We start from the raw sequence: 18,075 nt of genomic DNA, 5'->3' as shown, positions 1-18,075 counted from the left end.
GCTAGGGTTTGGCGACTGTCGCGTCGACGAAGCGCGCCGCCTCGTCGTCACCGATCGGCGTCAGCGGCAGCCCGAAGGCCTCGCGCAGCCGCACCAGGATAGCTTGCGCCCACAGCACGTTCCAGGCGAGGCCGGCATGGTCGTCGGCGAGCATCGTGTTGGAAGGCGGGTCGCCCCTCGTGTGGGTTACGGTCAGGCTGCCGAGGCGGACGGACTTGAAATCCGGCTCGCCGTTGGGGCCGCGGATGCCCCAGCGTTCCACGGCCCAGGCATTGGCGTCGAAGAAGGCGACCCGCTTCGGATCGGCCTCGGCGATCCTGCGAAAGGCGGCGTTGGCGCCGGCGAGCGCCTGGCGGGTATTGCGCGGCGAGGCCGCGTCGAGGTATTTGTGGTGCTGGCCCGGGTCATCGCCCTCGTTGGTCATGCCTGCGATCAGGATGCGCACCTTGGGCTGCGAGGCATGGATCGCCTCGATCGCGCGGCCGATCTGCTGCGTGCAATGGTCGATCACGCGGCGCAATTCGGGCGCCTCGGGGTCGCGCGCCGTCAGGTCCAGGTAGTGGTTCCAGTCGTTCGCGCCGATGTAGATGACGACCACCCCGTTCTGCCAGCGCTCAGGCTCTTCCTTCATCAGGGCGAGCAGGCGCGGCACCTGCGGATAGCGGAAGCCGAGGCCGTCGCCCATCAGGTTCTTGCAGGCCGCTCCGGAGGTCGCGAAGTTGTAGAGATAGTCTTCCTTGGCCGGCGCGCGCGACGGCAGCAGGCCCACCCGTTCGCGGATCCACGCGGACCACCACGGCCGCCCCCAACGCACCCAGGGGCCGAAGTCGAGCTCGTTGCCGCGCAGGCGAGCGAGCACTTCGGTCCATTGGAAGGTGTGGTCGCGCAGTGCGCCCCCGCGCTCGTGGCTTCCAGGCGGGAAGGTCAGGCGGTCGTGGTACGAATGGCTGTTGGAGTCGCCCAGCACTGCGATCGGGATCGTGCCCGGCGGCGCGGGCGGGGGAAACGTGCCGGGTGGCGCCCCATCGCCGCGCGTCAGCGCCACCGCGAAGGCCGCGGCCACCAGGACCACGATGGCGCACGCGATGAGGAGGCCGAGGGGGCGGGGGCTCATTGGGTACCTTCCGTGCTTCGCACTTCAGTGCGAGCCCCCTTCGGAACGGCCGGGCGGGGGCTCATGGCCGCGCATTGTGACTCATCGATGGGCGATGTAGCGCGTGATCACGGGCAGCGACTCGCCCTTGTGGAAGGCCAGCCGCCGCTCGCGCAGCGCCATGTCCGCCGCCGTGGCGCGATGGAAGCGCCGCAGGTGCTCGGTCCACGACTCGTCGGTGATCTGCTCGACGTAGCGGTTGGGCTCGGCGGTGTCGTGCAGCAGTTCCCACGCGATCGCGCCCTGGCTCAGCCGTGCGCGGCGCGTCTCGTGCATCACGAGGCGGAAGGCTGCGGCGCGTGCGGGGTCGATCAGGTACTCGACCGTGATGACGACGCGCCCTTCTTCGTCGGGCGGGCTGTCGGGCGGGCCCGTGGCCCAGCCCTGGGTGGCGGGGCGGGTGTCGTCCTCCTCGCCGGAGCCGTCGGTCACATAGCGCACCGCGGCCCCCATGCAGAGCACGCCGCTCACGGCCGCGACGCCCAGGCTGGTGTAGAGCGAAGTGAGTTCGGCCACCTGGCCCCAGAGCGCGGCGCCGAAGGCGCTCGCACCCATGATCCCCATCTGGTACATCGACATGCCGCGTGCGCGGACCCAGTCGGGCAGCGCGAGCTGGGCCGACACCGACAGCGAATTGGCGACCGTGATCCATGCCATGCCGGAGAGGAGCATCGCCGGCACCGCAACCCACGCATTCGGCGCCACCGCCATCACCGCCGCCGCGCCGGACTGCAGCATCGTGCCGCGCAGCACGAGCTGGTCGCGCGTCATCGCCTGCCGCAGCCGGGGCAGGAACAGCACCGCCACGATCGCGCCCGCACCCATCGCGGCCAAGAGCAGCGTGAACGTGCCGGCGCCGCCGCCGTGGAGGTTGCGCGCCAAGAGCGGCAGCAGCGCCAGCAGCGCCGTCGAGTGCAGGAAGGAGATCGCCACCCGCGTCAGCACCGCGCGCATGCGCCGCGACTGGCGCACGAACTGCACGCCCACCCGGATCGCGCTGACCAGCTTCTCGCGGCCGAGCGGGCTCGGCGTGTGCTCGCGGCGCCAGTGCAGCACCACGAAGCCCGAGGCCACGCACATCACCGCGTTGAGCCCGAACACCCACACCGTGCCGGCGCTGGCGATCAGCGTGCCCGCGAGCAGCGGACCGACGATGCGCGAGGCGTTCATCGCGATGCCGTTCAGGCCGAGGGCGGCCGGCAGGTGGGTGCGCGGCACCAGTTCGGGCACGATGGCCGAGAACACCGGCCAGCGCATCGCGAGGCCGATGCCGTTGGCGAAGGTCAGCCCGAGCAGCAGCGGCGCGGTCATGAGGCCGAACACCACCGCCAGGCACAGCACGATCGCCGCACCGGCGAGCCAGAACTGGGTCGCGACCAGCCAGCGCCGCCGGTCGAGGATGTCGGCCAGCGCGCCGCTCGGCAGCCCGAGCAGGAACACCGGCAGCGTGGACGCCGACTGCACCAGCGCCACCCACATCGGCGAGGTCGTGAGCGAGGTCATCATCCACGCCGCCGCCACGTCGTTCATCCACATGCAGATGTTGGCGATGAGCCAGGTGCTCCACAGCATGCGGAACACGGGGAGCCGCAGCGGCTCGAGGGGGCCGACGCGAAGCGTGTGGCTCGGGCGCGGCGTGACGGGCGTCTCTTCGGGCGTGATCGGTGGCATGTCTTTCGTCGTGGTCAACCCGCACCAGCCCCAGGTGGCCTCAGCCGCGGTCGCTGCGCGCGAGCCGGTGTTCGAGCCGGCGCAGCATGGTCGTGAGCGCCAGCGTCATCAGCCAGTAGATCACCGAAATGGCGAGGTACGGCTCCCAGTAGCGGCTGTAGGCGCCGGCCACGGTGCGGGCCGCATACGCCAGCTCGGCCAGGCCGATCGCCGACACCAGCGAGGTGTCCTTGAGCAGTGCGATGGCATTGTTGCCGAGAGGCGGCAGCATGCGGCGGAATGCCTGCGGCAGCACCACGTAGCGCATCACCTGTGCACTGGTGAAGCCCAGCGACCGGCCGGCATCGAACTGCCCGCGCGAGATCGACTGGATGCCGGCGCGGAACACCTCGGAAATGTAGGCGGCCGAGTTCAGCGTCAGCGCCACGATGCCCGAGATCAGCGCGCCGTGCTCCTGCTTCAGCTCGCGCGCGAGGTCGCCGGTCACGATGAGGCCCGTGGTCGGATGAATGAAAAGGGGCATCACCGCGAAGTGGATCAGCAGGATCTGCACGAAGAGTGGCGTGCCGCGGAAGAAGCTCACGTACACCGTCGACGGCCAGCGCAGGAAGAAGCGCGCCATCCAGCTCCAGGGCGCATGGCGCGGCCGAGCCAGGCGCGCGAGCGCGAGGCACAGGCCCCAGGTCGCGCCGAGCAGCACGCAGACCACCGTCATGCGCAGCGTCATCCAGGCGCCTTCGATGAACAGGCTCTTGTATTCGAGCAGGATGTCGGCCCGAAACCAGCCAAACCAGACGATCGGTTCCATCGAACCTTCCCTTTACAGCAGTCAACGAGAAACGGCCGCGCTGAGCGGCCGTGTGCGTGTGTTTCGTCAGCGCGGGAGGCCGGCTACTTGGCGCCCGGGTCCTTGTCGAACCACTTCTTGTAGATCGCCCTGTAGCTGCCGTCGGCGCGGATCGCTGCCAGGCCGGCCGCGAGCTTGTCCTGGAGCGCCTTGTCGCCCTTCTTCACGACGATGCCGAAGGCTTCCTCCGGGAACGACTTGTCGTCCACCGTCTTGAGTTCGGGGTTCTGCGCCACGCGGTAGGCGATCACGCCGTTGTCGCCCACCGCGGCATCGACGCCGCCGCCGGCCAGTTCGGAAATGATCAGCGGCGTGCTCTCGAAGCGGCGCAGGTTCGGGCTGGTCTTGCCGAACTCGCGCGAGACCACGTCGTCGGCGGTCGATGCGTTGACCACCGCGATCTTCTTGCCCGCGAGGTCCTTCAGCGACGTGACGCTGCTGCTCTTTGGCACCGCGATCAGCTGCTTGGCGGCGAAATAGGGCGGCGAGAAGTCATAGCTCTGCTTGCGCTTCTCGTTGATCGTGACACCCGAGATGATGAGGTCGACGTCGCCGTTGTTGAGGGCCGCGAAGATGCCGCTCCAGGGCGTGTTCACTACCTTGATCTTGAGGCCCTGCTGCTTCGCGATGGCATTGATGATGTCGATGTCGAAGCCGACGATCTGCTTGTCCTTGTTCTCGAAGGCGAAGGGCGCATAGGTGGCGCTCGAGGCGACGGTGAGTTCGCGGTCCTGCGCCTGGGCATGGAGCGCCAGCGCGGCGCCAAGCAGGCCGAACGAGAGCAGGAGGGCGCGGCGGAGACGGTTCATCGTGAGCCTTTTGTCGGGGTGGTGGTCGGCAATTCTAGGGGGCGCCGCGCAGCGTCCTCGGGGCCAGGTGCGCGAGCGGCAGCGCATGGCTCGCCTTCACCTCGCCGAGCGAGAAGCTGGTGTGGATGTCCTTCACGTTCGGCAGGTTCAGGAGGTGCTGCAGCGCGAAGCGCGAGAAGCTGTCCAGGTCCTGCGCCACCACCTGCAGCTCGAAGGTGCCGGTGCCGCTGATGTAGTGGCAGGCGATCACCTCGGGCAGCTTGCGGATCGCGTCCTCCAGCCGGCGCGTGAGGTCGCCCGTGGTGCGTTCGGTGTCGACGCGCACGAAGGCGAGCACGCCGAGCCCGATCTTGTGGCGGTCGATCTCGGCGTGGTAGCCCTTGATGTAGCCGGCTTCCTCGAGCGCGCGCACCCGGCGCCAGCAGGGTGCGGCCGACAGGCCGACGCGCTGCGCAAGTTCGGCGTTGGTCAGCCGGCCGTCGGCTTGCAGTTCTTGCAGGATTGCAAGGTCGAACTTATCGATGCTTTCCATTTGTCGGTATTTTAAGAAAGAATCTTTCGAAAAGGGCTGCGCAATGGGCAAAGAACGCAAACACCTGTCGGGACGGCAGGCATACACTTTGCGACACGATGGCCGAGGGGTTTCCGACCCGGAAATCTCGCAAGCCACGCCCACAAGGCAAAGCCATGGAGACAGCACGATGAACGCCCCCCTGCCCGAGCACATCCGCAAGGCCCTCGAAACGGTCACGCTGGACGACAAATACTCACTGGACTACGGCCGCGCCTTCATGAGCGGCGTCCAGGCCCTGGTCAAGCTGCCGATGCTGCAGCGGCTGCGCGACCAGCAGCAAGGCAGGAACACGGCCGGCTTCATCAGCGGCTACCGCGGCTCGCCGCTCGGCGGCTACGACCAGGCGCTGTGGAAGGCAAGCAAATACCTCAAGCAGCAGAACATCGTCTTCCAGCCGGGCGTGAACGAGGAACTCGCGGCCACCGCGCTCTGGGGCACGCAGCAGCTCGGCTTCGCACCGCCGGGCACCAACAGGTTCGACGGCGTCTTCGGCATCTGGTATGGCAAGGGCCCGGGCGTTGACCGCTGCTCGGACGTCTTCAAGCACGCCAACATGGCCGGCACCACGCCCTGGGGCGGCGTCATCGCGGTGGCCGGCGACGACCACATCTCCAAGAGCTCGACCGCGGCGCACCAGAGCGACCACATCTTCAAGGCTTGCGGCACGCCGGTCTTCTTCCCGGCCAACGTGCAGGAAATCCTGGACCTCGGCATCCATGCGTTCGCGATGAGCCGCTTCGCCGGCATCTGGTCGGGCATGAAGACGATCCAGGAAATCGTCGAATCGAGCGCCACCGCGATGATCGACCCCGAGCGCGTCGAGATCGTGATGCCCACCGATTTCCAGATGCCGCCGGGCGGCCTGCACATCCGCTGGCCCGACCATGCGCTGGAACAGGAAGCGCGCCTGATGCACTACAAGTGGTACGCCGCGCTCGCCTATATCCGCGCCAACCGGCTCAACCACAACGTCATCGAAGGCCCGAACGACCGCTTCGGCATCATGGCCAGCGGCAAGGCCTTCAACGACACGCGCCAGGCGCTGATCGACCTCGGCCTCGACGATGCGGCCTGCCGCCAGCTCGGCATCCGGCTGCACAAGGTCGCGGTCGTCTGGCCGCTGGAGGCGCAGCTCACCCGCGCCTTCGCCACCGGCCTGCAGGAAATCCTGGTGGTCGAGGAGAAGCGCCAGGTCATCGAATACCAGCTCAAGGAAGAGCTCTACAACTGGCGCGGCGACGTCCGCCCCAATGTGGTCGGCAAGTTCGACGAAGGCGAGGTGTACGAGGCCGAGGGCTACTCGGGCGGCGAATGGTCGATGCCCAATCCGACCTCGCACACGCTGCTGCGCGCCAACGCCGACCTGAACCCGGCGCTGATCGCCAAGGCGATCGCGCAGCGCCTGAAGAAGACCGGCATCCTCGCGGCCGCCGGCGCCGACATGGCCGCGCGCATCGACGCGCAGCTCGCGATCCTCGAAGCCAAGGAGCGCGCCATGGCCGGGCCGCAGATCGTCAGCGCGGCCGATGCGGTGCGCCAGCCGTGGTTCTGCTCCGGCTGCCCGCACAACACCAGCACCGTGGTGCCCGAAGGCTCGCGCGCGATGGCCGGCATCGGCTGCCACTTCATGGCGACCTGGATGGACCGCTCGACCATCGGCTTCACGCAGATGGGCGGCGAGGGCGTGCCATGGGTCGGCCAGCAGCCGTTCACGAACGAGCAGCACATCTTCGCCAACCTCGGCGACGGCACCTACTTCCACAGTGGCCTGCTCGCGATCCGCCAGAGCATCGCGGCCGGCGTGAACATCACCTACAAGATCCTCTACAACGACGCGGTCGCGATGACCGGCGGCCAGCAGGTCGGCGAGCGGCCCGAGGGCCATTCGGTGCTGCAGATCGCCGAAAGCCTGCACGCCGAAGGGACGGCCAAGGTGGTGGTGGTCACCGACGAGCCCGAGAAATACGAGGGCCTGCACGTGCCGGGCGACAACGTCAAGGTGCGGCACCGCGACGAACTCGACCAGATCCAGCGCGAGTTCCGCGAGATCAAGGGCACGACCGCCATCATCTACGACCAGACCTGCGCGACCGAGAAGCGCCGCCGCCGCAAGCGCGGCACGGCGGTCGATCCGGCCCGGCGCGTGGTCATCAACGAGCTGGTCTGCGAAGGCTGCGGCGATTGCAGCGTGCAGAGCAACTGCCTGTCGGTCGAGCCGCTGGAGACCGAATTCGGCCGCAAGCGCACCATCAACCAGAGCACCTGCAACAAGGACATGAGCTGCCTGAAGGGCTTTTGCCCGAGCTTCGTGACCGTGGAAGGCGGAGCGCTCAAGAAGAAGGCCAAGGGCAAGGGCGGCGCCACGCCGACCGAACTCGGCGCGCTGACCGAGCCTGCGCTGCCATCGCTTGCCGGCGGCAACGTCTGGGGCGTGGTGGTCGCCGGCGTCGGCGGCACCGGCGTGATCACCATCGGACAGCTGCTCGGCATGGCGGCGCACATCGAAGGCAAGGGCATCGTGACGCAGGACGCGGCCGGCCTCGCCCAGAAGGGCGGCGCGACCTGGAGCCACGTGCTGATCGGCGACACGCAGGACGACATCCGCACCACGCGCGTCGGCACCGCGGCGGCCGACCTGGTCCTGGCCTGCGATCCGCTGGTCAGCGTGAATGCCGAGACGATGGCGCGCATGCGCGAGGGACGCACGCACGTGGCGCTCAACAGCCACAGCAGCCCGACGGCGGCGTTCGTGCGCAACGCCAACTGGCAGAACCCGCAGGATGCCTGCGCCGCGGAGATCGCGCGCGCGGTCGGCGCCGATGCGGTCGGCGCCTTCGATGCCGACGCGGCCGCGACCTCGCTGATGGGCGACAGCATCTACGTCAACCCGATGATCCTGGGCTATGCCTGGCAGAAGGGATGGATCCCGCTCGAGCATGCCTCGCTGATGCGCGCGATCGAACTCAACGCCGTGGCGGTCGATAACAACAAGCTGGCCTTCGAGTGGGGCCGGCAGGCCGCAGAGCGTCCGCAAGAGGTGCAAAAGCACGTGCAGCCTGGCCAGATCGTCGAGTTCAAGAAGCGCGATTCGGTCGACACGCTGGTTGCGCGCCGCGTCGAGTTCCTGACCGGCTACCAGAACGCCGCCTATGCGGCGGAGTACAAGGCCTTCGTCGCCAAGGTGCAGAAGGCCGAGTCGGCGCTGGGCAAGACCAGCCTCGGCGAGGCGGCGGCGCGCTACTTGTTCAAGCTGATGGCCTACAAAGACGAGTACGAGGTCGCGCGCCTGCAGAGCGATCCGGCCTTCCTGGCGCGGATCGAGGGCATGTTCGAGGGGCAGATGGGCAAGGACTTCAAGCTCAACTACCACCTCGCGCCGCCGCTGGTCGCGAAGAAGGACGCCAAAGGCCAGCTCCAGAAGCAGAAATACGGCCCGGCCATGCTGACCGGTTTCCGCCTGCTGGCGAAGCTCAAGGGGCTGCGCGGCACGGCGCTCGACGTCTTCGGCCGCACCGAGGAACGCAAGACCGAGCGCGCGCTGATCGGCGAATACCGGGCGAGCATCGACGAGGTGCTGGCCGGGTTGACCGCCGCCAACCATGCACTGGCGGTCGAAATCGCGAGCCTGCCCGAGCAGATCCGCGGCTATGGCCATGTGAAGGAACGCAACCTGGCCGCCGCCCGCACCCGCTGGGCCGACCTGATGGCCAAGTGGCGCAATCCGCAGCCTGCCGCCCGAGCGGCGGCCTGACGGTTTCCCCGGGTTCCGGCAGTCGACCTCAAAGCCCTGACCGCCCCGGCGGGTTGACCCCGCCAGGGTGGTTTCCGCCGAATACAATTCCGGATGCCGTGCGCGGCCAGGCCCCGCGCTGCGCGGCGTGTTCGCATCGCCGCGGACCGGCGGACCTCCTGTGTTGGACGGGAGGCCGGCGCGCTTGTTTTCTTCCCTCTGCTGGAGATTCCCTTGTTCATTTCCTCTGCTTTCGCCCAGACCGCACCTGCTGCCGGAGGCGGCGACATGTTGTCGTCGCTCGGGAGCATGCTGCCGCTGCTCCTCATGTTCGTGGTGCTGTACTTCGTCATGATCCGGCCGCAGATGAAGCGCCAGAAAGAGGCCCGCGCCATGATCGAGGCCCTCGCCAAGGGCGACGAAGTCGCCACCGCCGGCGGCATCCTCGGCAAGATCACCCAGCTCGGCGAGCAATACCTGACCATTGAAATCGCCAAGGGCATCGAAGTCCAGATCCAGCGCAGCGCTGTCGTCCAGGTCCTGCCCAAGGGCGCGATCAAGTAATGCTCTCCCCCAGCCTCGCCCACTTCGTGTGGCTCGGGCACCCCCCTCCGGGGGGCAACACCAGCGGCCCGGCCAAGCCGGTTCCGCGGTGTTTCACCAACGGGCCGGGCTTCGCCGGCCGAGATCATGAATAGATATCCGGTTTGGAAGTACGCGATCATCGTGATCGTGCTGCTCGTGGGGCTGGTCTACGCCCTGCCCAATTTCTTCGGCGAAGCGCCTGCGGTGCAGGTGTCGGCGGCCAAGTCGACGGCCAAGGTCGACGCCGCTACCCGCAACCGGGTCGGGGAGGCGCTCAAGGCCGCCGGACTGGCGCCCGACCTGCTGACGCTCGACGCCACCTCGGTGCGCGCCCGCTTCACCAACACCGACGACCAGCTCAAGGCGCGCGACGTGCTGCAGCATGCGCTGGTGCCGGACCCGAGCGATCCGCCCTACGTGGTGGCGCTCAACCTGCTGTCGCGCTCGCCGTCCTGGCTGACCGCGCTGCGCGCCTTCCCGATGTACCTCGGCCTCGACCTGCGCGGCGGCGTCGACTTCCTGCTGCAGGTCGACATGCAGGGCGCCATGGACAAGCGCGCCGAATCCTTCGCGGGCGACATCCGCACCGGCCTGCGCGACAAGGGCGTGCGCGGCACCTCGGTCACGCGCGTCGGCCAGACCATCGAGGTCCGCTTCCGCGACACGGCCGGCCTGGAGACGGGCAAGGCGCTGCTCCAGGACCAGTTCCCCGACCTCGTTGCGGTCCAGAGCCAGGAAGGCGCCGACTACAAGCTGACGGCCTCGATCAAGCCCGAGGCCGCGCGCCGCCTGCAGGACGCGGCGCTCAAGCAGAACATCACCACGCTGCACAACCGGATCAACGAACTCGGCGTGTCCGAGCCGGTGATCCAGCAGCAGGGCCTGGACCGCATCGTGGTCCAGCTGCCGGGCGTGCAGGACACCGCCAAGGCCAAGGACATCCTCGGCCGCACGGCCACGCTCGAAATGCGCCTCGTCGACGAGAGCGCCGAAGGGCGGGCCGCCGAGCAGGGCACGGGCCCGGTGCCGTTCGGCTCCGAGAAATTCCTCGACCGCACGGGGCGTCCCGTGATCGTCAAGAAGCAGGTGCTGGTGACCGGCGAAAACCTCACCGACGCCCAAACCGGCTTCGACTCGCAGACGCAGCAGCCCAAGGTCGACCTCACGATGGACGCCAAGGGCGGCCGCATCATGCGCGATGTCAGCCGCGAGAACATGCACAAGCGCATGGCGATCCTGATCTTCGAAAAGGGCCGCGGCGAAGTGCTCACGGCGCCGTCGATCAACGGCGAGCTGGGCAACCGCTTCCAGATCTCCGGTGCCATGAACGTCGTCGAAGCGAACGATCTCGCGTTGCTGCTGCGCGCCGGCTCGCTGGCGGCCCCGATGGAAATCATCCAGGAACGGACCGTCGGCCCGAGCCTGGGTGCCGACAACATCCAGAAGGGCTTCAACAGCGTGATGTACGGCTTCCTGGCCATCATGGTGTTCATGTGCATCTACTACGCGCTGTTCGGCCTGTTCTCGTCGATCGCGCTGGCGGTCAACCTGCTGCTGCTGGTGGCGATCCTGTCGATGCTGCAGGCCACCCTGACCTTGCCGGGCATCGCGGCCATGGCGCTCGCCATCGGCGTCGCCATCGACTCGAACGTGCTGATCAACGAGCGTATCCGCGAGGAACTGCGCGGCGGCGCGTCGCCCCAGGCCGCGATCCATGCGGGGTACGACCGGGCGTGGAACACGATTCTCGATTCGAACGTGACCACCCTGATCGCCGGCATCGCGCTGCTGGCCTTCGGATCCGGCCCGATCCGGGGCTTCGCGATCGTGCATTGCATCGGCATCGTCACCTCGATGTTCTCGGCCGTGTTCTTCTCGCGCGGCCTCGTCAATCTCTGGTACGGCAGCAAGAAGAAGCTCAAGGCCCTGTCGATCGGCACCGTGTGGAAGCCGGCCAACCAGGCCGCGGCCGACGCGAAATAAGGGGCAGACCCAAAATGGAATTCTTCCGTATCCACAGGACGATCCCGTTCATGCGCCATGCGCTGGTGCTGAACGCGGTGTCGGCCGTCACCTTCCTGCTCGCGGTGTTCTTCCTGTTCCACCGCGGGCTCCACCTCTCGGTCGAATTCACCGGCGGCACGGTCATGGAAGTGGCCTACCAGCAGCCGGTCGACATCGGCAAGGTGCGCGAGACCATCGGCAAGCTCGGCTACCAGGACGTGCTGGTGCAGAACTTCGGCACTTCGCGCGACGTGCAGATCCGCCTGCCGGTGCAGAAGGGCCAGACCTCGGCCCAGCAGAGCGAGCAGGTGATGGGGGCGCTCAAGGCGGTCGATCCTTCCGCCACCTTGCGCGGCACAGAGTTCGTCGGGCCGCAGGTGGGCGAGGAGCTCACCACCAACGGCCTCAAGGCGCTCGGCATGGTGGTGGTCGGGATCATGATCTACCTCGCCTTCCGCTTCGAGTGGAAATTCGCGCTCGCCACCGTGCTCGCGAACCTGCACGACGTCGTGATCATCCTGGGCTTCTTCGCCTTCTTCCAGTGGGAGTTCTCGCTGGCGGTGCTCGCCGCGGTGCTGGCGGTGCTGGGCTATTCGGTGAACGAGTCGGTGGTGATCTTCGACCGGGTGCGCGAGAACTTCCGGCGCTACCGCAAGATGAGCACGCGCGAGGTCATCGACAACGCGATCACCTCGACCATCAGCCGCACCATCATCACGCACGGTTCGACCCAGCTGGTGGTGCTCTCGATGTTCTTCTTCGGCGGCCCGACGCTGCACTACTTCGCGCTGGCGCTGACCATCGGCATCCTTTTCGGCATCTATTCGTCGGCGTTCGTGGCCGCGGCCATCGCGATGTGGCTCGGGGTCAAGCGCGAGGACCTGGTCAAGGGGCCGGTCAAGCGCGAGGGGGATCCGGACGATCCGAACGCGGGCGCAACCGTCTGAACATGAAAGGCCGGCGCTGCGTGACCGTGGTGTTGGGGTTGCCGAGCATTGCCCGGCACTTGTGCGCTTGCGCTTCCCGATGCAAGCTCGCGTGATTGTCGAATAATCAAACAGACGTCCTGACTCACCCTCCATGGCCACGCGGTCCCACGCCTCTTCCCTCCAGATCTCCCGCGAGACGCGCGAGCGTTTCGTCGCCGCCACCGAGGGGCTGATCGAGCCGGTGGCCCATGCGATCGGCGAAAGGCTGGTGGCGCTGGCCTCGCAGACCGGCAATGCGCGGGACATGCAGGAGAACCGGGACGGCTTCCTCGCATTTCAGTCGCACGGGGCCGACTGGGCCGCGCATACGCGCCAGGCGTGGCGCAAGGCGCTGGCGAGCAGTTCGTCGGCCGGGTCGTCCTCCAATTCGCTGTCGCGGCTCGAATTGATCGGCGACGAGGTCGTCGAGACCAACATCCTGTCGTCTCGGCTTGCGCAGACCATCCAGGACAAGGCCAGCTTCGAGCTCAACGACCTGCGGCTGCGCATCCAGCATCTCGACGGGACGAGCGAGCTCGACGCCAAGGACGTGCTGAAGCCCGAGGCGTTCGCCAAGGTGCTGGTCGACCAGTGGCTCGCCAACGGGATGAGCCGGGACCTCTGGATCAAGGTCCAGGACCAGGTGCAGACGCACATGGTCGACGCGATGGTGAAGGCCTACAAGGACGCCAACGCATTCCTGATCAGCCGGGACGTGATGCCCGAGATCGACCTCAAGAGCTTCGTGCGCCGCACCGGCTCGGTGAATTCGGGCGCGGCGGGGCTCGGCGGCAGCTTCGCGGCTTCCCATGCCTCGGGAAGCGCGTCGATGGGCATCTCGGCGCAGCAAGCGCAGAGTCCGCGCGGCGGCTATGCCCTGCCCGCGGGCAGCTTCGCCCCGGCGGCGATCGGTGTCGGCATGGGGCGCGGCGGAGCAGCCGTCACGGCCGGCGACGCCATGGGCGGCAACGGTGGTTCGCCGCTGGTCGTTGCGCGCCAGCGGGCCCAGGGCGTTCTGCTCAATCTCAAGCGCTTCGTGACGGCGCGCATCGGCGGCGACATCAGCCAGCATCGGCCGGCGGCCGTCGGCGGCGACGTGGTGGGCGGGCCGGCGGGCGTGGCGGGTGCACCGGCATTCGCCGCCGCGATCGCGGATGCCGAGGTCGCCTACCAGGCGGCCGCCTCGCAGTACGTCGTGGGGGATGAGGCGACGGCCGTCCTGCAGGCAACGGTGGACCTTCGCCGCCGCAGCGCCGAACTGAAGAAGAAGGCGCCGACCACGGCCGACAAGGCCACGGTGGAGATCGTGGCGCTGATGTTCCAGGCGATCCTCGCGGAGGAGCGCATCCCGTTCTCGGCGCGCGTGTGGTTCGCGCGCCTGCAGATGCCGGTGCTGCGCGTGGCGATCGCCGAGCCCGAGTTCTTCGGCACCCTGCAGCACCCGGCGCGCATGCTGATCGACCGCATGGGTTCCTGCGTGATGGGCTTCGATGCCGCCGCCATCTCGGGCAGCGCGCTCGAAGGCGAGATCCGCCGCGTGGTGCAGGTGATCGAGCAATACCCCGAAACAGGTCAGCGGGTGTTCAAGCTGGTGTTCGACGAATTCGTCGCCTTCCTCAACAAGTACCTCACGCAGAGCGACACCGCCCAGAAGGTGATGAGCGTCGCCCAGCAGGTCGAGCAGAAGGAGACGATGGCGATCCAGTACACCATCGAGTTGCGCAAGATGCTCAACGACATGCCGGTGCGCGAGGAGATCCGCGAGTTCCTGTTCAAGGTCTGGGCCGAGGTGCTGGCCATCGCCGCGTTGCGCTATGGCCCGCAGGACGAGCAGACCGTGATGCTGAAGCGTTCCGCTTCCGACCTCGTCTGGGCCGCGAGCGCCAAGCCGAACCGCAACGACCGCACCCGCGTGATCCAGGACCTTCCCAAGCTGTTGCAGCGTCTGCGGCAGGGGATGACGCTGCTGGGCATCGTCGGCGACACGCAGGAGCAGCATATCAAGACCATCGGCGCGACCCTGTCCGATGCGTTCATGTCGAAGACCGAAGCGATCCCGCAGGCCAAGATCGAGGCGATGGCGAAGCGCCTCGCCAACCTCGAAGACTTCGTGTCCGACGAAGGCACGATGGACGTGCCGCTCGATGCCGCCAGCATCGAACTCCTGCTCGGTGTCGATGCCGCCTCGATCGAGGTCGTGCCCGACACCGGCACCAAGGTCGGCGAAGACATGCTCGCCTGGGCGCACGAGCTCCAGGTGGGCAACTGGTTCATGCTCGACCACAACGATCGGGTCAGCCAGGTCCAGTTCGTGTGGCGCAGCGAGCGCAAGCAGCTTCACCTGTTCGCGTCCAGCGACGGACGCAGCTTCCTGATCCAGGTGGGCCGTCTGGCGTCCTATCTGCAGGCCGGCCTGCTGGTGCCCGCCGAAGAAGAGACCCTCACGGTCCGCGCCACGCGCGAAGCCCTCGCCAAGCTGGACGCCAACCCCGAGCGTCTGCTCAATTAGCTCGCCCCCAGGCTTGCTCACTTCGTGTAGCCGCCAACCCCCTACCGGGGGCGCAGTCAGCGGCCCGGCAAAGCCGGTTCCGCGACTGCCCACGAACGGGCGTGCGCTGCGCGCCGCCGAAGACAGGCCAGCGGCAGGGGTGCCCGAGCACACGCAGTGAGGGGCTGGCGGCGAGCCCTTAATGGGCGATACGGTCGTCCGAGTCGTCGCAGAGCTCGTCCAGCACCAGCGCATCGGGCTCGAGGCCGGTGGACCAGTGCACCATCAGCACGATGATCTTGAGCTCGTCGATCGTCAGCGGCTCGCCGGGCGTGGCCATCGCGCGTTCGATCACGATCTCGCGCATCCCTGTCGGCAGCACGCCCGAGGATTCGAGGAAGCTGATGAAGCCCAGGGACTCGGGGCCGATATGTTCCTGCTCGGAACGCGAGTAGACGCGGATCGAATCCGGCGATTGGGGAATGACGTCGTCGCTTCGGCTGCGCAGGCCCACCGTGGCGCTTGCGTCGTCGGCGTGGCGGTCGAGCTGAATGCCCTGGGTGGCGAGACTCAGGCCGTCGAGCCAGTGCAGCGCCTCGCGGATCTCGTCCGCATCGAAGCCCTGAGCGCTGAGCTTGCGGCCCAACTGTTCGGGTGCGGGACATGCATTGCCGCGCCAGTAGTTTTCGTAGACAAAAACGAGCACTTCGAACATGGGTTCAATATAGCCCAGTCAAGGTGCCATGCCGCGTCAGTTGCGTGAACAAGACGATGTTTGTGTGAAGAGGGACTCAGCCGCGCGCGACGCGCTGGAACAATCCGCCAGGCAGCCGGGCCACGTGGCCTTCCAGTTCGAGCTCCAGCAGCCGGGCCTGCAATTGCGCAGCGCTCCAGCCGGTGCGGGCGCACAGCGAATCGAGGCTGACCGGGTCGAAACCGAGATCGGCCAGCAGGCCGGAATCGTCGGCCGAGGCTGGCTCGGCCTGTTCGGGTTGTGCGGCGGCAACCGGCGCGTCGAATCGCAATTCTTCGAGCACGTCGCCGACCGACTCGACCAGCTTTGCGCCCTGGCGTATCAGCGCATGGGCGCCGCGCGATTGCGGCGAATGGATCGAACCGGGGATCGCGAACACCTCCCTGCCCTGTTCCGCAGCCAGCCGCGCGGTGATCAGCGAGCCCGAGCGAAGCGCGGCCTCGACCACGAGCGTGCCGCGCGCGAGGCCCGCGATGATGCGGTTGCGCTTCGGAAAGTTCTGGTTGAGCGGCGGCGTGCCCAGCGGGTATTCGCTCACGATCAAGCCGTGGGCCGCGATGCGATGCGCCAGGTCGCGATGCCGGACCGGGTAGACGCGATCGAGCCCGGTGCCGACGACCGCCACGGTCGCGAGACGGTCGGCAGGACCGCCGGCCTCGAGTGCGCCGGTGTGCGCGGCGCCGTCGATGCCCAATGCAAGGCCGGAAATCACCGTGATACCGGCCTCGCCGAACGCACGCGCGAATGCGCGCGCGGTCTCTTCACCCTGCGCGGTGGGATTGCGGCTGCCGACCATCGCGATGCTGCGGCCCAATTGCGTCAGATCGAAGGCCGGCGCGCCGAGCAGGTAGAGCATCAACGGCGGGTCCGCCGTTTCGAGCAGCGAGGCCGGGTAGCCCGCATCGCCCAGCGTCACGATGCGCCGGACAGCGCCGTCAGCGTCGGTGCCCTGCAGCCAGTCGAGCGTCTGCCGGAGTTGTGTCTCGAACCCGTCGGGTACCTGCTGCAGCGCATGCGCCTGCGCGTCGGCCACGACCTGGAGGAGCGCCTCTCGCGATTGCGTGAAAACCTGCGAAGGCAGTCCGAACGCCGCCAGCAGCTTGCGCCCGGCCGTGTTGCCGACGCCCGGTGTCAGCGCGAGGCGGAGCCAGCCGGCGAGTTCCTCGCGTTCCACGCGAACCCGATGGACGCCTCAGGGATTGACCAGCAGGTCGCCCACCCGCGGCGTGTCGTTGATCTCCAGCACGAGGGCATAGGAAACCCTCTCGAACGGACGGAACACCATCAAGAGGCCGATGCGCTCGTTCGGCAGCTTCAGCGTTTCCTTGGCGGCACCGGTCTTGTCGACGATGGTTTCGCCGTTCTTGAGGATCGCCAGCACGTGTCCGGACTCGATGCCGTCGCGCAGGCCCTTGTTGATCGCCACCACCTGGTTCTGGGCGGCGAACTGCACCGCATTGCCGTAGACAGAGACGATGCGGCCTTCGATCGGCTGCTGCGGGGCGCGCGGCACGTAGCTCAGGAGTTCGCGCGGAGGCTCCGGCAGCAGGCGGTCGCCGGCGCGCATCTCCTCGCGCGCGGAAACGATGTCGATGGTGGCCGGCACGACGCTCACGACCTCCTTGCCTTCGACCATTTCGCTCAAGGTCGACTCGCCGCGCTGCAGCTGGGCCTTGCCGAGGTACTGGGCTTCGTAGCCGAGGATTTCGCCGGTGCCCGGGTCCTTCAGCGGCGTGGCGTCGCGGAAGATCCGGAAGGTCTTGATCGGGCCGGCCGTTTCGACGAGCGGCGAGTTGATGTCGCCGCGCGCATAGGCGCGATCGCCGCGGGACAGCAGCACGCGGCTGTCGTTGCCCGCGACGATGCGCGGCGCGGTGGCGAGCGTGTTCTCGTCCACCACCACCGGCTCGGCGAGGAAGGGTTCGATCAGGCTCGGGTTGAGGGTCGGCAGCGCCATGCCGGACAGCGATTCATAGCGCGTGTGCGGCGACAGCTTGATGGTGCCTTCGGGCCCGCCGGAGCCGCGCCGGGTGCTCAGGCGGGCACGGCCGCCGGTCTTGTCGAGATAGAGCACCTGGCCCGGATAGATCCGGTGCGGGTTGTGGATCTCGCTCATGTTCATGCCCCACAGCTCGGGCCAGCGCCACGGGCTGCGCAGATAGAGGCGCGAAATGGCCCACAGCGTGTCGCCGCGCTTGACGGTGTATTCGTCGGGCGCGTTGGGCGCCAGTTCGCTGACGGGAATGCCGGCCTGCGCGGTTTGCTGGGCGGTGGCGCGCTGCTGCGGCGTGACGGGGTAGTTCTGTGCGGATGCGGTGGTGCCTGCGAAGCTCGCAATGGCAAGGGCTGCCAACGTGGCGAAGAAGCTGGGACGCAGGTGTTCGTTGGCTCGGAATTTATTCATGGTTGAATGGTGTGCACACACTGCGCCACGCAGAACGTACGAATCCTCACAATTTGCTACGAATTTTGCGCTGAAGCCCCAGATAGGG

At 67.6% G+C, this 18,075-nt stretch carries 13 protein-coding genes; 5 read left to right on the top strand and 8 right to left on the bottom strand.

What is annotated here, in order from left to right; all coding sequences use genetic code 11:
* Window position 1: 1 nt before the first annotated feature.
* The 5 genes from VAR608DRAFT_RS35820 to VAR608DRAFT_RS35800 form a co-directional block, all read right to left on the bottom strand.
* Window positions 2-1,114 (bottom strand): SGNH/GDSL hydrolase family protein, encoded by a 1,113-nt coding sequence (locus VAR608DRAFT_RS35820; protein WP_088958382.1) that lies wholly within the window; start codon window positions 1,112-1,114, stop codon window positions 2-4.
* Window positions 1,115-1,195: 81 nt separating this feature from the next.
* A complete protein-coding gene (locus tag VAR608DRAFT_RS35815) occupies window positions 1,196-2,824 on the bottom strand; it encodes an MFS transporter (protein WP_088958381.1) in 1,629 nt (542 codons plus the stop codon).
* 40 nt (window positions 2,825-2,864) lie between these two features.
* Window positions 2,865-3,632, bottom strand: a complete 768-nt coding sequence (locus VAR608DRAFT_RS35810) for an amino acid ABC transporter permease (RefSeq protein ID WP_088958380.1) — start codon at window positions 3,630-3,632, stop codon at window positions 2,865-2,867.
* Between the two features lie 83 nt (window positions 3,633-3,715).
* Window positions 3,716-4,480 (bottom strand): basic amino acid ABC transporter substrate-binding protein, encoded by a 765-nt coding sequence (locus tag VAR608DRAFT_RS35805; protein WP_088958379.1) that lies wholly within the window; start codon window positions 4,478-4,480, stop codon window positions 3,716-3,718.
* A 34-nt stretch (window positions 4,481-4,514) separates the two neighbouring features.
* Window positions 4,515-5,012 (bottom strand): Lrp/AsnC family transcriptional regulator, encoded by a 498-nt coding sequence (locus VAR608DRAFT_RS35800; RefSeq protein WP_088958378.1) that lies wholly within the window; start codon window positions 5,010-5,012, stop codon window positions 4,515-4,517.
* Between the two features lie 169 nt (window positions 5,013-5,181).
* Between VAR608DRAFT_RS35800 and VAR608DRAFT_RS35795 the strand changes: the two genes are divergently transcribed.
* The 5 genes from VAR608DRAFT_RS35795 (at window position 5,182) to VAR608DRAFT_RS35775 (ending at window position 14,850) form a co-directional block, all read left to right on the top strand.
* Window positions 5,182-8,805 carry an indolepyruvate ferredoxin oxidoreductase family protein gene (locus VAR608DRAFT_RS35795; protein ID WP_088958377.1) on the top strand — a complete coding sequence of 1,208 codons (3,624 nt, stop codon included), beginning with the start codon at window positions 5,182-5,184 and terminating at the stop codon, window positions 8,803-8,805.
* Between the two features lie 213 nt (window positions 8,806-9,018).
* Complete coding sequence (yajC, locus tag VAR608DRAFT_RS35790; protein ID WP_088958376.1) at window positions 9,019-9,348, top strand: preprotein translocase subunit YajC; 330 nt, start codon at window positions 9,019-9,021, stop codon at window positions 9,346-9,348.
* Between the two features lie 126 nt (window positions 9,349-9,474).
* Window positions 9,475-11,352, top strand: a complete 1,878-nt coding sequence (secD, locus tag VAR608DRAFT_RS35785; RefSeq protein WP_088958375.1) for a protein translocase subunit SecD — start codon at window positions 9,475-9,477, stop codon at window positions 11,350-11,352.
* A 14-nt stretch (window positions 11,353-11,366) separates the two neighbouring features.
* Window positions 11,367-12,320, top strand: coding sequence for a protein translocase subunit SecF (gene secF, locus VAR608DRAFT_RS35780; protein ID WP_088958374.1), 954 nt, complete (start codon window positions 11,367-11,369; stop codon window positions 12,318-12,320).
* A gap of 133 nt (window positions 12,321-12,453) precedes the next feature.
* A complete protein-coding gene (locus VAR608DRAFT_RS35775) occupies window positions 12,454-14,850 on the top strand; it encodes a DUF1631 family protein (RefSeq protein WP_088958373.1) in 2,397 nt (798 codons plus the stop codon).
* Window positions 14,851-15,028: 178 nt separating this feature from the next.
* On the opposite strand, the gene VAR608DRAFT_RS35770 is transcribed toward VAR608DRAFT_RS35775, so the two are convergent.
* From VAR608DRAFT_RS35770 to VAR608DRAFT_RS35760, 3 genes are all read right to left on the bottom strand, one after another.
* Entirely contained in the window at window positions 15,029-15,544 is a 516-nt protein-coding gene (locus VAR608DRAFT_RS35770) for a DUF494 family protein (protein WP_088958372.1), read from the bottom strand.
* Window positions 15,545-15,620: 76 nt separating this feature from the next.
* The gene (dprA, locus tag VAR608DRAFT_RS35765) at window positions 15,621-16,757 is read right to left on the bottom strand and encodes a DNA-processing protein DprA (protein WP_088958371.1); all 1,137 of its coding nucleotides are present in this window, start codon (window positions 16,755-16,757) and stop codon (window positions 15,621-15,623) included.
* Between the two features lie 18 nt (window positions 16,758-16,775).
* Window positions 16,776-17,987: a LysM peptidoglycan-binding domain-containing protein gene (locus VAR608DRAFT_RS35760; RefSeq protein WP_088958370.1), complete on the bottom strand. Its 1,212-nt coding sequence runs from the start codon at window positions 17,985-17,987 to the stop codon at window positions 16,776-16,778.
* Window positions 17,988-18,075 lie beyond the last annotated feature (88 nt).

The organism is Variovorax sp. HW608, assembly GCF_900090195.1.
Lineage (GTDB): Bacteria > Pseudomonadota > Gammaproteobacteria > Burkholderiales > Burkholderiaceae_C > Variovorax.
This window is presented reverse-complemented; position numbering and strand designations above follow the sequence as displayed.